At 43.3% G+C, this 14,489-nt stretch carries 15 protein-coding genes and 3 pseudogenes; 12 read left to right on the top strand and 6 right to left on the bottom strand.

The genetic code is table 11. From position 1 onward, the window contains the following. The 4 genes and pseudogenes from FTU40_RS08805 to FTU40_RS08820 form a co-directional block, all read left to right on the top strand. Positions 1–111 (top strand): annotated as a pseudogene (locus tag FTU40_RS08805) (IS701 family transposase); the annotation flags it as partial. A 17-nt stretch (positions 112–128) separates the two neighbouring features. Beyond that, positions 129–809 (top strand): annotated as a pseudogene (locus FTU40_RS08810) (MFS transporter); the annotation flags it as partial. 1 nt (position 810) lies between these two features. After that, positions 811–1,704, top strand: a complete 894-nt coding sequence (locus FTU40_RS08815; protein ID WP_180040576.1) for a LysR substrate-binding domain-containing protein — start codon at positions 811–813, stop codon at positions 1,702–1,704. A 133-nt stretch (positions 1,705–1,837) separates the two neighbouring features. After that, positions 1,838–2,452: a glutathione S-transferase family protein gene (locus tag FTU40_RS08820; protein WP_180040631.1), complete on the top strand. Its 615-nt coding sequence runs from the start codon at positions 1,838–1,840 to the stop codon at positions 2,450–2,452. An 82-nt stretch (positions 2,453–2,534) separates the two neighbouring features. On the opposite strand, the gene FTU40_RS08825 is transcribed toward FTU40_RS08820, so the two are convergent. Both FTU40_RS08825 and FTU40_RS08830 read right to left on the bottom strand, forming a co-directional pair. After that, positions 2,535–4,139 carry a bifunctional 3-(3-hydroxy-phenyl)propionate/3-hydroxycinnamic acid hydroxylase gene (locus FTU40_RS08825; RefSeq protein WP_180040578.1) on the bottom strand — a complete coding sequence of 535 codons (1,605 nt, stop codon included), beginning with the start codon at positions 4,137–4,139 and terminating at the stop codon, positions 2,535–2,537. A 348-nt stretch (positions 4,140–4,487) separates the two neighbouring features. Then, a complete protein-coding gene (locus tag FTU40_RS08830) occupies positions 4,488–4,718 on the bottom strand; it encodes a hypothetical protein (RefSeq protein ID WP_005097806.1) in 231 nt (76 codons plus the stop codon). Positions 4,719–5,107: 389 nt separating this feature from the next. Between FTU40_RS08830 and FTU40_RS08835 the strand changes: the two genes are divergently transcribed. The 5 genes from FTU40_RS08835 (at position 5,108) to FTU40_RS08855 (ending at position 9,911) form a co-directional block, all read left to right on the top strand. Next, positions 5,108–6,115, top strand: a complete 1,008-nt coding sequence (locus FTU40_RS08835; RefSeq protein ID WP_180040580.1) for a GTP-binding protein — start codon at positions 5,108–5,110, stop codon at positions 6,113–6,115. Between the two features lie 101 nt (positions 6,116–6,216). Next, complete coding sequence (locus FTU40_RS08840; protein WP_005169770.1) at positions 6,217–6,747, top strand: YaeQ family protein; 531 nt, start codon at positions 6,217–6,219, stop codon at positions 6,745–6,747. 85 nt (positions 6,748–6,832) lie between these two features. Next, the gene (locus FTU40_RS08845) at positions 6,833–7,456 is read left to right on the top strand and encodes an MgtC/SapB family protein (RefSeq protein ID WP_005097799.1); all 624 of its coding nucleotides are present in this window, start codon (positions 6,833–6,835) and stop codon (positions 7,454–7,456) included. Between the two features lie 84 nt (positions 7,457–7,540). Further along, complete coding sequence (locus tag FTU40_RS08850; RefSeq protein WP_005097798.1) at positions 7,541–7,879, top strand: FKBP-type peptidyl-prolyl cis-trans isomerase; 339 nt, start codon at positions 7,541–7,543, stop codon at positions 7,877–7,879. A 229-nt stretch (positions 7,880–8,108) separates the two neighbouring features. Then, positions 8,109–9,911 carry a diguanylate cyclase gene (locus tag FTU40_RS08855; protein WP_180001665.1) on the top strand — a complete coding sequence of 601 codons (1,803 nt, stop codon included), beginning with the start codon at positions 8,109–8,111 and terminating at the stop codon, positions 9,909–9,911. On the opposite strand, the gene FTU40_RS08860 is transcribed toward FTU40_RS08855, so the two are convergent. After that, complete coding sequence (locus FTU40_RS08860; RefSeq protein WP_005097793.1) at positions 9,908–10,375, bottom strand: GNAT family N-acetyltransferase; 468 nt, start codon at positions 10,373–10,375, stop codon at positions 9,908–9,910. The genes FTU40_RS08855 and FTU40_RS08860 overlap by 4 nt on opposite strands. Before the next feature lie 370 nt (positions 10,376–10,745). Between FTU40_RS08860 and FTU40_RS08865 the strand changes: the two genes are divergently transcribed. Further along, entirely contained in the window at positions 10,746–11,231 is a 486-nt protein-coding gene (locus FTU40_RS08865) for a hypothetical protein (RefSeq protein WP_005169777.1), read from the top strand. A 45-nt stretch (positions 11,232–11,276) separates the two neighbouring features. Here the strand turns inward: FTU40_RS08865 and FTU40_RS08870 are convergent. Continuing rightward, positions 11,277–12,160 (bottom strand): annotated as a pseudogene (locus FTU40_RS08870) (alpha/beta fold hydrolase). A 170-nt stretch (positions 12,161–12,330) separates the two neighbouring features. On the opposite strand from FTU40_RS08870, the gene FTU40_RS08875 reads away from it, so the two are divergent. Together FTU40_RS08875 and FTU40_RS08880 are read left to right on the top strand one after the other, a co-directional pair. Then, positions 12,331–12,606, top strand: coding sequence for a hypothetical protein (locus FTU40_RS08875; RefSeq protein WP_100357877.1), 276 nt, complete (start codon positions 12,331–12,333; stop codon positions 12,604–12,606). A 147-nt stretch (positions 12,607–12,753) separates the two neighbouring features. Further along, positions 12,754–13,251 (top strand): DUF2505 family protein, encoded by a 498-nt coding sequence (locus FTU40_RS08880; RefSeq protein ID WP_005097789.1) that lies wholly within the window; start codon positions 12,754–12,756, stop codon positions 13,249–13,251. Positions 13,252–13,531: 280 nt separating this feature from the next. Here the strand turns inward: FTU40_RS08880 and FTU40_RS08885 are convergent, their stop codons facing one another. Then, a complete protein-coding gene (locus tag FTU40_RS08885; protein ID WP_005097787.1) occupies positions 13,532–14,050 on the bottom strand; it encodes a YbjQ family protein in 519 nt (172 codons plus the stop codon). A gap of 3 nt (positions 14,051–14,053) precedes the next feature. Continuing rightward, positions 14,054–14,410 (bottom strand): YbjQ family protein, encoded by a 357-nt coding sequence (locus FTU40_RS08890; protein WP_005097785.1) that lies wholly within the window; start codon positions 14,408–14,410, stop codon positions 14,054–14,056. Between the last annotated feature and the right edge of the window lie 79 nt (positions 14,411–14,489).

The following is a 14,489-nucleotide window of genomic DNA, read 5'->3' on the forward strand; positions in this document are numbered from 1 at the left end:
GAAAATGTATATCGTTGGCAGAAGAAATTATTTAGACCAGTTATCAAAAACTTCATTGATGACTTTATTCTCGATAAAAATCATCTGCTACCACAGAGAATCTATAAATAATAGTGCGTAAGTCCTATATTATTATTTCTCTGGGACTGATTTTCTGCTGGATGCTGAAAATTACCGAACTGCCAAAATCAAGGCGGATCGGCACAGAAAAAACCAAATTGAGTCTACAAGATATATTGGAAGTGAAAGTCCTGGCGGTAAGCTGTGTGGCGTTGCTGACGGCGTTTGCTTATTCGGGCATCATGAGTTTTATCACGGCATTTAGTGAAAGCAAGCAGCTTTTGGCTTATACCAGCGTATTTTTTATTGTATTTGCGGCTTCGATGCTGTTGGTACGGCCGTGGGTCGGGAAAATCTATGATCGTAAGGGGCCAAGTGCTGTCATTTATCCTTCCTTTATTTTCTTTGCGATTGGCCTAGTCATGGTGAGTCTGATATCCAATCAATGGACGCTGTGGTTATCAGCAGTCTTTGTGGGGATCGGTTATGGTTCATTATTTCCATGTCTGCAGACACTCGCAATTCAATCTGTCGATAAGCAGCGTATGGGACATGCGATTTCAACCTTCTTTACCCTGTTTGATCTGGGTTTGGCGGTAGGTTCCGTGGTGATGGGCCTATTGATTGCCTATTGGGGCTTTGAAGCGATGTATGTGTCGAGTGCTGCACTCGTCATTGTGACGATATTGGTTTATCGTCAGTATGTGGCCAAAAGACCAACACACGCACCGGAAAATCAGGAAGCATAAAATGGAATTAAGACATTTACGTTATTTTGTCACTGTGGCCGAGGAACTGAATTTTACCCGGGCTGCGGAAAAATTGAATACTGTACAGCCTTCCTTAAGTCAGCAAATCAAGGATCTGGAGCGTGAGGTAGGCGTACAGTTACTGGAGCGAAATAACCGTAAGGTCAACCTGACCGAGGCCGGACAGGTTTTTTTAAAAGAAGCGTTGCTCAGTCTGGAACATGCAGAACGTGCGATCCACGCTGCCAGACAGATTGCCAATGCACATCAGGATCAGCTGAATATCGGATTTGTACCGGTTGCGGAAATGAAAGTCTTTCCCTATATCATGCCCAATATCCGCGCACATTTTCCTGAACTGAAAGCACTATTTCATAGTTTGACCGACGCTGAGCAGTTTAGTGCTTTAAGAAAAGGCCAGATCGATATTGCTTTTACCCGCTATCCGGGACAGTCGAGCGAGTTTGATTCGATCCGGATTTTTGATGAACCTTTAACCCTGATTGTGCCGAAAGATTCTCCGGTTGTGACCCTGCCACATGTCAGTATTAAGAGCTTTGAAAATCAGGATTTTGTCATTAGTGATGAGCAGGCTTCACCACAACTGCATCGAATTATTCAAGACTTTTTTAAACAGTCTAAATTGAAGGTCAATGTGGTGCAGCATTCCACCAATATCCTGCTCAATGTCAATCTGGTCGGAATGGGCGTGGGCTGGAGTCTGGTACCAGCCTATGTGATTCCATTACTCGGCGACAATATTGTAGTGAAAAAGACCCTTGAACCTTTGCCCATGATTGGGCTATATGCCAATTATCGTAAAGACCAAAAACATGTGGTGATTGATCTGATTTTAAAAGTCTTAAAAGAAAAGTTTTGTGTCGATCTTTTTTAAGATTTGCATCTTTGGTCTGCCTATATTTTAAAAGCTGTGCGACAGAAATGATCTGTAGCACATCTGTGTAAATTGACACAGAAAACCGTTTTATACTGAAGCTCTAAAAATAAAAAATGGTTAAAGCAATATGATGAAGCTCTATAACAATCCGCAATTACGGGGCCTGACCCTGTTGCCCTTATTGAAAGAATTGCAGATTGAAGACCAGATTGAGCAGGTGGAAGTGTCCTATGAATATATGCATCAAGCTGAATATTTACAGATTAATCCGATGGGAAAAGTTCCCTGTCTGGTCGATCAGGAGATTGTCATTTCAGAAATGGCCGCCATTTTTATCTATCTGGCAGATAAGTATTCTGACCAAGGCTTGGCACCTGCTTTGGATGAACCCAAGCGTGGGGCATATTTAAAATGGATATTGTTCTGTCATGGGCCCTTCACCGAATATATCGATCTAAAAAATTTGCAGGTCTCGCCAGAAAATATTGAACAGAACCGCAGAAGTTTAAGTTTCGGGAATGAAGCAGCCGTATTTGATTTTCTGAAACAGGGCATAAGCCAGGCCAATCCCTATTTGCTGGGTGAAGAATTTTCCGCAGCAGACTTATATGCGGCTTATTGTTTAGTCTTTGCGATCTCTGCAAAAATTTTACCGCCATTTGACGAGTTCAGACCCTATTTGCAGCAGATGGCCTCTCGTGATTCCCTGAAAGACATGCCGTGGTTTCAAGACTATCGAGTTTAGTTCATCGCTCTGTATCACTTGATCTGGATATCTCATCACAATAAAAAACCACGCCGAAGCGTGGTAAAAAATGACCTTAAAATTATTTCAGGTACAGTTTTTTAAACAGTTGCTGACTGGTGTTTTCCAGTGATTGTGGAATGGCCAGTGCGGCCACAAAACGGTCAGGACGCAAGATCACCACTGAATCGGAAGTATTGCCAAACCAGGAGCGAATTTCTGTGCCGCTATCACCAATGGTGATGACATCTTCAAACTGTTGGCGCTGGGTATTTTGTAACTGCACTGCCGGAATGACCTGAATAAATTTCACACCGAGGGTTTTCCACTGTTGCAGTGTCTCTGGACTCAGGCCCCATTTTGGATCGACACCCCAGGCAATAATGGCAAAATCATTGCCGATGACTTCATCCAGTAACACTGTTTCACCTGATGCAAGCTGAACTTGAGGCTGAATGAACATCTTGCCAATTGGAGAGTTTTTGGCGCCGTTGCTCAAAAGCACACCATCATGATATTTCGGCATCGGTTTAAAGCGCATTTCCAGCAGGTACTGTTTGATCGGCTTGATATAGTTCAGGGCATAGGCGATACCGTCACGGACAAAACCTTGCCACTTTTTCGGTGGTGCCAATACATGACCGGCCATCACGGACAGATCAATCATGGCTTTGGCATGGTCTTTACGTTCAACCTGATAAGAATCCAGAAGTTCTGGGCCGGTTTTGCCTTGAACCACCAGTGCGACTTTCCAGGCCAGGTTAAAGGCATCCCGCATCCCGCTGTTATAACCCTGACCTTGCCAGACGGGCATAATGTGCGCAGCATCACCTGCCAGTAAAATGCGGTCTACCCGGAATTTGTCCGCAATACGGGCATTATGCGTATAAACACGCTGACGGATCACTTCGATGCCGTCGGTACTTGGAAGCACTTTGGCCAGTAATTTGGCAATATTTTCCGGTTTGCTGAGTTCTTCCTGAGTTTCACCCGGCATGACCATAAATTCAAAACGGCGAATTCCATGGGGCAATGCGGCGGATACATAAGGACGTACCGGATCACAACACAGGTAAATATGCGGTGTCGCAAGCGGATCATTTTCAAGATCGATTACGATCCACTGATTTGGTGCAGTTTCACCCTCAAAAGCAATGCCCAGATTACGGCGTACATAAGAGTTACCGCCATCACAGGCAATCAGGTACTGGGCACGGACTGTTTCTGTATTCCCTTGTTCGTTTTGCAGGTTAAGTGTTACACCCTCGGCATCCTGACTAAACTGGGTCAATTGACGTGAGAACAGTACCTGCGTATTTTCATATTGTTTTAAGCCCTGAAGCAGAATCTGATCGACTTGTGGCTGAATAAAGGCATTACGGCGTGAAAATCCAAATTCACGGGTTAAAGGTTGAATATCTGCAAAACAGCGACCCTTAGGTGTTAAAAAGCGCATGGCATGATTGGGCGTGGTATGGGGCAAGACTTGATCGACCAAACCTAAGGATTGAATGGTACGCAAAGATTCATCATCGATCCCAATGGCACGTGGATAATCAATCAAACTATCGAGTTGCTCGACCATCGTGACGCTCACGCCTTGCTTGCTCAGATAGTTGGCAATGGTTAAGCCTACAGGCCCAGCGCCGAGGATTGCTACATCAGTGCTGTAATTGGTATTGCTCATAGTGAATGTCCATTCAATCGACTTGCATTTCAATCTATTAAGGGACAGTTCTGAGTTGTAAACAAGTTAGGCGATAGTAGTTGAGCTATATCAATAATATTAATCTTAAGTGGCTTTTTCTTATGCAAATAACTGAATTTAAATGATAAATTTAAAATAATTCAATAGTCATTCTCAATCCTGTGATCAGTTTTAACTATGATGGGCATTTAAATCTAGTCAATAAAAATGCTGAACCCGCAGCAAGCATGATTCAGCATCGATCAATATGAGGCAGTACAGGCTAAGCCTACTGGAGAAATACTGCCCTGATATTTTCTTTGATCATTTAACCCGTCGTTAAATCACTTAACGTGCTGCAGGTTGTGCAGGTGTTGCGCTTTCTGCTGCAGCTTCAGATGCAGCTGGTTGTTCTGCATTTGCGCCAGCAACCGGAGCATTTGACTCAGGCAATTCCTGGGTACTGACAATCACTTTTTCTTCAGTGTTTGTATTTGCATTTGTTGTTTCAGTCGCGGCAAAGCTAGTGGCTGCAGCAGCAGTAAGCGTTGTTGCAAGTAAGATTTGTGCATATTTCATTTTTGGCATCCTTTATTTATGTCATATAATTTGCCGAGCTGACCATCACATCAATTCGACAGGAGTTCATCCTAAGCACTGAAATTTTGATGAGCAAATCAATTAACAAAAGCGACACGGAGTGAATAACTCAGCATATACACAATGCAGAAAGTTGTTTAATTACTGTTAATTATGCAGTGTTCTATTTAATGAAAATGTATATGAATGTTTCAAAAAGCTGAATTTTAAATATGAATAAACATCAGGATTCTCTATTTGGGATAATTCGCTTAACTTATAAACTGATGGTTTCAAGTCGCCATTGAGCAAGAAAATGTCTCTACAACCATGCTGTGTCCTATAATACAGGGCATGATCTTGTCTATTTAATTTCTTGAGAACCAATTTTGAAAATTCTGTCCGCAGCACAGCCGATTCCTGTCCATATCATTTCTGGATTTTTGGGGGCGGGTAAAACCACACTGCTTAAACATTTATTACAGCAGAAACCTGAACAGGAAATCTGGGCCGTACTGATGAATGAGTTCGGTCAGATCGGGGTCGACCAGCAGTTATTACCACAAGATTCAGGCTATGCGGTAAAGGAATTACTGGGTGGCTGCCTATGTTGTAGTAGTCAGTTGCCGATGCAGATTGCCTTGTCACGTTTACTGTCCGAAGTGAAACCGGATCGGCTGTTTATCGAGCCGACCGGGCTGGGACATCCTGCACAATTGTTAGAACAGTTGACGGAACCGCATTGGCACAGTCATTTAAACATGCAGGCTTTGGTCACTGTGGTTGATGGTTCACGTTTGCATGATCAGGATTGGTCACAGCAAAATCTGTATGCAGATCAGCTTAAGGCCGCGCATATTGTGGTGATTTCCCATACAGATTTAATGACAGCCGAAGATCATGCTGCGCTTACGCAATTGCAGGCGGAATATCAAGTCTATGCCCAGCAGTGGTTGTGCACAGAGCAGGGACAGCTGAGCATTGAGCAGATTAAACAGGATTATCAAGGTTCTGTACGTCAGCTCCAGCCTTTATTAAAACAGCAACAGATCAATCATTCCCCAGAGGTACCCGTGCTGATTCAGCAGCTGCCTTATCATTATGTGGAAAGCGCGCAGGGCTATCAGGTTGCGGGCTGGAAGTTGCCAAAACGCTGGCAATTTCATTTTTATGATTTGCTCGACTTGCTGTGTGAACAAAAAGACTGGCTCAGAATCAAAGGAATTTTTAATACCGATCAGGGCTGGAAAAGCTTTAATTTCAATCCGGAGCAGTTTAATTATCAGTCGGTCGAGGCAGGTATTGATAACCGGATCGAAGTGATTTATCAACAGTCACGGGATTGGCTGGCGTTTGAAAGCGCGTTGATGCAATGCCGTATTGATCCGGAAAAATAATAGTACTGTTTCCAGTGCACTGAATGAGTTATTAGTCTAAATCTGTTCAGCAAAATACTGCTAAATCTTATATGCTAGGCGCCAAATTTGAGGATTGTGTTATGGCGTTAAAAGCGACGATTTATAAGGTTGATTTGAATATTGCAGATATGGATACGCACCGTTATGCAGATTATCAGTTGACGATGGCGCTGCATCCTTCAGAAACTATTGAACGCCTGATGGTGCGTATTCTGGCGTATGCGCGTTATGCCGATGAAGCGCTGGAATTTACCAAGGATCTGTTTGAAACCGATGAGCCGGCCTTGTGGGAAAAAGACCTCACTGGTCAATTGGTGAAATGGATTGAAGTCGGTAGCCCGGATGAAGATAAAGTCAAAAAAGCCAGTGCGCGCTGTAAGCAAGTGGCTGTGGTGACCTATGGTTCTGCGGTAGATGAATGGTATAAGCGCAGCAGCAAATTAAAGACGTTAAAGAATGTGGAGGTGTGGAAATTATCGACTACAACCACCGATGCATTGCCACAATTATGTGCACGCACCATGCAGTTACAGCTCAATGTGATGGATGGTGAATGGACTCTGATTGGCGATCAGGGGCAGGTGCTGGTCGAGTGGGAACAGTTACAATAAGGACGCATAAGGATGCACGTCTGGACTTGTATCCTGTCGCTTAAATTGCGTATACCTGAGGGATAAAAATACTCAGGGTTATGTCATGTACCATGAACTTTATGATTTACTGCTGGCCGTCGCGATCGGAGCCATTATTGGTGCAGAACGTGAATATCACAGTAAATCTGCCGGACTGCGTACCATGATCATGGTCAGTCTCAGCTCCTGTCTGTTTACTATCATTTCCCTGAAAATAGGCGTGGAAAATCCTGACCGGCTGGCGGCCAATGTCCTGACGGGGCTAGGCTTTTTAGGGGCAGGGGTCATTCTCAAAGATGAGAACCGTATTTCAGGAATTACCACGGCCACCACCATCTGGATGACCGCAGCACTGGGCATGGCAGCCGGTGCGGGTTATGAAATCCTGAGTATCTGGGCCACTTTAATGGTCATGGTGGTACTGGTTCTACTGATGTATGTACAGCGCGGGATCGAGTCGCTGAATCAGGAACGTAATTACGAAATTGTCTGTCCTTTTGAGAAACATGAGCTCAACCATTATGAATCGCTTTTCAAACAATATAAGCTAAAAGTCATGCATTCTTCACAGCGCAAGGTTGAGCAGCAGATTAGCGGAAGATGGGTGCTGATGGGATCGGCCAAAAACCATCAAAAACTCACCCTGCATTTACTCAATGATCAGAATATTCAGGAACTCAGCTTTTAATCCATCAAGGACTAAAGCCTAAAAAAATCAATCAATCCGGTTTATACTGGTTTTTGAATTTATGCCAATCTCAGGTAAATAAGTATGATTAACGAACTTGAAATTATTGATTTAAAAGTAGGCGAAGGGAAAGAGGCGGTAAAAGGCGCGCTGATTACCACACACTATACCGGCTGGCTAGAAGATGGAACCAAGTTTGATTCATCGATTGATCGCGGTAATTATTTTGAAACCGTGATCGGAACAGGCCGTGTGATCAAAGGTTGGGATCAGGGCATTTTGGGCATGAAAGTGGGCGGTAAACGTAAACTGCTGGTGCCGGCACATTTGGCCTATGGTGAACGTAAAATGGGCAAAGTGATTCCAGCCAATTCAGACCTGATTTTTGAAATTGAACTGTTTGATGTAAAAACACGTGATTAATTCATTGAAATAAGATTCATTCAGTATCATGAGTGAATGCTGATCGGGAGAAGTCTCAGTATTGGGGGCTTCTTCCGATAAACTACAAAAAAATATTTGAACTCCCTGATATTCCAAGTAGATTATAAGAAGAATAAAGCTCTTTTTCAGGAAACTACTGTCTTTGCAAAACGTGATAAGGAATGTCTATTTTGTAATGTGGGTTTGGGCCATAAGCTGGGGCATCTTGATGAGCACTTCAGTATCTGCCCAGATCGCTGCCACATCCCCCGGGGTGCAGCAGCAGTTCCGTGATCATATCTCTGAAATTCATTTTAGCGAACACAGCAGCAGCCCTTTGCAGGGGAAATGGTTATTTTATCCGAGCCAGTTTATTGTCCAGCCAAGTTCCGTACTGTTATCAAAAACAGTGGAATTGCCGGCTTCTTTTAAAATACTGACCAACTCAAATATTGGTTATGGCACATTTATTAGCCATTATAAAATTCCTAAAGAATTTATCGGACGCCGGATTGCCATTCGGATTCCTGCTCAATATGGCGCTTATCGGGTCTATGTAAATGGCGAGTTTATTGTCCGGCTTGGGCAAATCAGTAAAACACCTGAACAGCAGATCACTGAAAAAGCCCCCCGGATTGGCTATTTCGTTGCAGACAGTGAATACATTACCTTAAGCATTCAGGCCTCGAATTACACTCATTTGCATGGAGGGCTGGAACGCCCAATGCAGATTGGGGTCGCAGGTACAGTCAATCGTCAATTCCAGCAGTTGATGATGAGTATTGCCATGGCCTGTGGCGCAGTACTCGGGGTGGGTGTTTTCAATATCCTGTTTTCAATATTTCGAGGATCGAAAGAGCGTAATAGCAAAAGCATTTTTGTGTTTGGCTGTTTTATTATCTTTCTGGCCCTGCATAATATGTTTTCAGCGCCCTATGCCTATTCGGTATTTACCAATATCGACTGGTTATGGGGAACACGTTTAGAGTATCTGTTTACGTTTCTGGCGGTATTGTTTTTCCTCAGTTATATGCATCTGTTTAATCAGCGCTATTTAAAACCGCTGATTTATTATATTGCGATCGTCTTATTGATTTTGAATATCAGTGTGACGCTATTTTCTACCCCAGAGTTATTTGAACGTCTTGCGCTCTATAGTGCGATTTATGGTCTGGTGATTATTGGGAATTTCATGTACGGGTTTTATCAGACCCTACGTGATAAGCAACCGTATTCACGCCTGAATCTGTTTGCCATTATTTTCTTGTGTCTGACATTTTTAAATGACTATCTCTTGCTGATTAATGTCATTCAAACCACACATTTGTCTTTCATTTCCACCAGTTTATATGCCTTGTTGATTATGTTTCAGCAGTCTAGACACTATGCGCATCAAACTTATCAGACGGAACAGCTAAATTTTAACCTCATCGAGCTCAACAGTTCGCTTGATCAAAAAGTCAAAGAACGTACCCAGCAACTGCATCAACTGAATGCCAAACTGGAACATCAGATGAAGATTGATGCGCTGACCGGTGCTTTTAACCGGCGTGCTTTAAATAGTGAAATCCAGCAGAAGTTTTTGCAAAGCCAGCAACATTCACATGCCACACTGCTTTTTGCCATGCTGGATGTTGATTATTTTAAAAATTATAATGATCATTATGGCCATTTAAAGGGTGATGAGATTCTACAAAACCTGGTTAAGGTGATTCAGGCCAGCTTGCCTCAATCGGGTTATCTGGCGCGTTATGGCGGGGAGGAATTTGCCATTCTGCTTGGTGATATACCGATTCAGGTTGCCCTGCAATATCTGGAACGTGTCATTCAGCAGATTCGGGAACAACAATTTGAACATCTAAACCGGCCGGATGGCAAAGCCTGGATCACGGTCAGTGTGGGCGCGGCTTGGATAAGCCCACAACATCAATATGCCGATATTCATGCCTTGATGAAAGCTGCAGATGTGCAGCTGTATCTGGCCAAACACACCGGGCGTGATCAATTAAACTTTGAGCAGGGCGCGGATTAAAAAACGTATTTATACAGATATGATCCATCATCTTGTGAATGTGCAGGGCTGGAATCAAATCCACATCGCTGATAATAGCTGAGGGCTGTTTGAGTCGACTTGACTGCAATCTGATAGATTTTTTTCTCTACTAATGCTGCATGCATTTGATTAAATAATTTGGTGCCAAATCCAAGCCTCTGGCAATGTGGGGCGACATAATGCATCCGGATTTCTCCAGTATCACTGACCAATAAAAACCCGACTACTTTGTCGTGCACAAGGCAAACCCAACAATCGTTATAAAGCATATCGACAATCAGGCTGGCGTGATCAAATTTTTCCAGCCAGCTTTGGATGCGACTGTCCTCACGTTGATGATCTAAAACACAAGATTGAATACTGTCATGAATCACCTGAATAATTTGAGGTATATCCTGAATCTTCCCTTCACGAATCACCATGTTATTCATTTTCTCGAACATTTACAGGAAGGCTTCATTGGAAGAGAAATGCAGGTTGAAACAAAATAACAATCTTGTAGTTTTTTGAGAGGATTTTCTTAAAAACCAGTAGGTGAAGATAACTTATGTTGCTGATCTGTCGGTTTTGTTTATCTGATTTTCTAGAATCAACGCTTCTCAGGAGCGGGTGCTCAAATTTACAGCAAGCTTTACTAGAATCGCCTGCTTACTTTAAATCCCCATAAAATCGAGTCAAGGATGCCATCATCGAAATAGTGCAGGAGTTTGCACTGTCTAAAAAATAGACGTATGCTAGGTGTTAGGCCATTATTCAAATGAATATGAAGTGCTCGGTAATAAAAATAAAATCAGCCACACGAGATGATCTACTATGTTTAAATTGTTGCTCTTGCTGTGTATTTTTTTGCTGTTCAATGCCGCCTGGATCGTGGGGCGGAAAATTTATAAAACCCAGTCTTATCTCTCTGCGCAGCGTGCAGAAAAACCTGAACAAATTGCCAGTATTTCAGAACATGTCATGACTACGCATGAGGAACAGGTGCATCTGGTTGATGCTTATGAACTGGAACTGTTTGATGATGTGGCTCAGCTGTTTTTTCAGCGTCATGTAGCTATTCAGGACAGGGCACAGGCAGAGCAGTTACAGCAGGAAATCTTGCAAAAAATGCCTATGCAAAGCAGTACACAAATTCGTCAGATGGATTTAGGGGAGTGGTCGATTTTCTGGAATTTTTACCATCAGTCACTGGAATATTATGTCGGCCGCTATGGCGTGTTTTATACGCATGTCGACCGTTTTGGCCAAGAGCATCGTCAGGAAATTCGTACCGATCTTTTACAGTCAGATTGTGCTTGATACTCTCTGCTCAGGAAGCTTGTAAGTGATGATAGGCGTTAAACATCAGGCTGCATATTTAAGCCGATGTAATTCGGAAAAGGTATTTAAGGCATCTTGCCAGATTTTTTCTGCCCCCTGACGGAAATAGCCCATATGACCAATGTCCTTTAAACCATAATCTTCAGCTTTAAGATCAATATAATGCACGTTTGCCTGACGGTAATATTGCATAAAAGCATGTCTGGAATTAGGCAGGGCCCAGGCATCATCGAGAGCAGCAACCGCATAAATCGGAGTACTTACCGCAGCATAACGTATGTGTAAGTCTTTCAAATCCGGATCGGCAAAGAAATAGGTCGGATATTTGCACCACTTACGCCACTGACGATAGACATCACGTGGCAAGTCTGCACCCATGTTAAATTTGCTCCATGGCAAATAGCCGGTGATTGCTACGAGTGGAGGGAAAACAATATTCCAGATCATCTGAACCTTGATTTTTTCCTTGAGCGGCATATAACCAGGCCAGCCGGCGCCTGTGCCATAACAGTACATCGCTTCGATGCGGTCATGATGTTTACACAGACCTAATGCCTGACCTCCATAGGAATGGCCAATCATATAAATATCCAGTTCTGTCCGGCCCAAATATTCAATTGCCGCACTCAGGTCATATTCTCCCCAGTCCAGATAAGACATTTTAAAGCCTTTGAGCTGTTTCGGTGCGGAAGCGGCACCCCTCGATAATCGAAGGTCAGCATCTGAAAACCGGCATGAGTTGCATATTCTGCAAAACGGCGATAAAACGCTTGCGGTACTCCCGTCGCACAGGCAACGACAATATTGGCCTTCGCCACAGACGGTGTACGGTAGAGTTTGCCACTTAAGCTATAACCATCTTCTGCCAGAAACTGGACACTTTCTACCTGCATTTTTCCCTGCACCATGAGTATATCCTTCGTTATATTGGATGAGATCTTGTTTTTTGTGCGCTAGCTTATGTTTAATCCAATAATGGGCCAGATGTCAAAACTCGGCAGTCGTATAGCGAGAAGAACCCTTTAAACATATATGAAGATCGCTGCGCTATCATCATGTCTAAACAGGGAAAAATAGTATGATTATTGATTTTCAGCAGACGCAATTACAGAAGTTTATGGCTCTGGCAATGAAGATCGAAGCGCAACCTGAACTGTATGTGCAGTTTGATTCGGTTTCAGACTTTTATAAAGCAGACTGGCTGCGGGATTTTCCAAACGGCACCACATGGTATGTGTCCGGTCTAGACGATGGCGCCGATGAATTTCATGTCGTGATTGACTATGCCACAGCGCAGCTACAGATCAGTTGTGGCCAGACACAGTTGTCTGCAAAACTATCTTGCAAAGATTGACCGAATTGCCGCTATTTCCCGATAAAAGAATAATGACAGATGCTATAAAGTTGATATAAATTGCAGAATCATCTCTGTGTTTGGTTTTATTTGCGATAGTCCGGAGTGACCTAAGCGAATAATGCAATAAAAATAAGGAAAAATAGCATGGCACATCAGTTCACTGTGAAAGCAATTATCAATGGCGTGTCTATTGATGAATTTAAACGGCTGGCCAATGATATTCGTTTGCATGAGGCAGTCTGTCATCGAATTCCTGCGCAAAATTTAGAAATTCTGGTCTCGGAAAAGCAGGGGCATATGTATACCTTGAAACGTGCCTATAATCTGGATGTCAACATCCCGGATATGGCAAAAAAATTACTCAAGGATGCATTCCGTTTGCAGCGTACCGATATCAGCGATCTGAATCAAATGACATCGACGGTACAACTCGGGGCAAATTTACCGATCGAGGCGACCTGTCAGCGTGCAGTCACTGGAGATGAAGACCAGATCCAGTTTCAGCTTAACTGGACAGTAAAGGTCAAAGTGCCGTTGCTCGGCGGTATGCTGGAAAAGCATGCAGAAGGCGAGATTCGTAAATTTAGTGAAATTGAACTCAGTATCGTTGAAGATGAATTACGCAAGAGCCTAACAGCCTGAATTAGTGCACCCATCTCGTTCACCAATATTTAAAAAGGGCACTTTTAAGCTGGGTGGTGGCGGTCAATTCGGCAATGTATAGCCATTTAGCTTGCTGCCGTTCTCTAAGCAATGCGGCTTAAGACGTAGAAAAATAATAAGGCAATACAGGTGGGATTGAGTGCCGTTTGATCGACTGAAGAAACGGCATCATATTATTTGTATTTATGCCGCTAACTTTGAGCTTAATCACTTCTTCTATGATATTGCATCCCCAGTCGATAAGCGAGTTGATCCACATTCAGTAATTATCTGCGCGTACTGCGCAACATGAGCTAACCATCTGCATGCTATTGTTTGTATAGATATTTTTGATTGGTGAAACAGATTGCTGAATTGCAGTGCCATAAGCAAAGACTTCGACCATACCGCCTTGCATGCCCAGTTCCGTAGTGCTCAGCCGAATCCCCATAATCTGGGTGGCTCCGATTCTTTCAGCTTCAAGTTTTAAACGTACAATCGCCTCACGCCGTGCCCGCTCTACCACGCTTTCATAGCTGGTCAAACGACCTCCCAACATGTTCTGCACATTGGCAATTGCGTATTTAAAATAATCATGGGAAATGACCACATTACTGCTGATCATCTGTCCGGAATGTTCAGATAAGATAAAGCGGCTGTTGTTGACCTGGATATAAGCCAGTCGTTGTTCCTGTTCGTCTAGATAACGAAAATGTTTGCGTTCATTATAACGACCAAAGCCAAAACCGACGCTAAACAGAATGACAAAAATGACGATCTGAAAAATTAAACCGTCCATGAATTATTCTGCCTGTGGAAAAGGGTCGGGTAATTTTGGCATGACTGGATCAACAATGACCGCCGTTCCATAGACAAACAGTTCAGAGGCGCCTTGGGCAATATTGGAGGTCGAGAAACGAATACCGACAATCGCATTGGCACCCATGCTACGGGCTTTTTCAACCATCCGGTTCATCGCTTCCTGACGGGATTCTTCCAGCAGCTCGGTATAAGCAGTAAGCTCACCCCCGACAATATTTTTCAGGCCAGCGAGTAAATCACGCCCGACATGTTTGCTGCGTACCGTACTGCCATAAACCACATCAATTTGTTGGCGAATAGTATGTCCCGGTACAGATTCCAGATTGCTAAGTAACATGCGTATGTTTTCTAAATAAATTGCTGGTCTATGACAATAGGAAAACTGCCTTGAAAATGCAATAAAAAAGCCCACCGAA

It is taken from the genome of Acinetobacter sp. YH12100 (assembly GCF_013419135.1).
GTDB lineage: Bacteria > Pseudomonadota > Gammaproteobacteria > Pseudomonadales > Moraxellaceae > Acinetobacter > Acinetobacter pseudolwoffii.

Coding starts and splice junctions, on each gene's coding strand:
- FTU40_RS08875 (WP_100357877.1), top strand. CDS start 12,331: ATGATTATTGATTTTCAGCAGACGCAATTACAGAAGTTTATGGCTCTG.
- FTU40_RS08840 (WP_005169770.1), top strand. CDS start 6,217: ATGGCGTTAAAAGCGACGATTTATAAGGTTGATTTGAATATTGCAGAT.
- FTU40_RS08890 (WP_005097785.1), bottom strand. CDS start 14,410: ATGTTACTTAGCAATCTGGAATCTGTACCGGGACATACTATTCGCCAA.
- FTU40_RS08860 (WP_005097793.1), bottom strand. CDS start 10,375: ATGTTCGAGAAAATGAATAACATGGTGATTCGTGAAGGGAAGATTCAG.
- FTU40_RS08815 (WP_180040576.1), top strand. CDS start 811: ATGGAATTAAGACATTTACGTTATTTTGTCACTGTGGCCGAGGAACTG.
- FTU40_RS08850 (WP_005097798.1), top strand. CDS start 7,541: ATGATTAACGAACTTGAAATTATTGATTTAAAAGTAGGCGAAGGGAAA.
- FTU40_RS08865 (WP_005169777.1), top strand. CDS start 10,746: ATGTTTAAATTGTTGCTCTTGCTGTGTATTTTTTTGCTGTTCAATGCC.
- FTU40_RS08855 (WP_180001665.1), top strand. CDS start 8,109: ATGAGCACTTCAGTATCTGCCCAGATCGCTGCCACATCCCCCGGGGTG.
- FTU40_RS08880 (WP_005097789.1), top strand. CDS start 12,754: ATGGCACATCAGTTCACTGTGAAAGCAATTATCAATGGCGTGTCTATT.
- FTU40_RS08825 (WP_180040578.1), bottom strand. CDS start 4,139: ATGAGCAATACCAATTACAGCACTGATGTAGCAATCCTCGGCGCTGGG.
- FTU40_RS08845 (WP_005097799.1), top strand. CDS start 6,833: ATGTACCATGAACTTTATGATTTACTGCTGGCCGTCGCGATCGGAGCC.
- FTU40_RS08820 (WP_180040631.1), top strand. CDS start 1,838: ATGAAGCTCTATAACAATCCGCAATTACGGGGCCTGACCCTGTTGCCC.
- FTU40_RS08830 (WP_005097806.1), bottom strand. CDS start 4,718: ATGAAATATGCACAAATCTTACTTGCAACAACGCTTACTGCTGCTGCA.
- FTU40_RS08885 (WP_005097787.1), bottom strand. CDS start 14,050: ATGGACGGTTTAATTTTTCAGATCGTCATTTTTGTCATTCTGTTTAGC.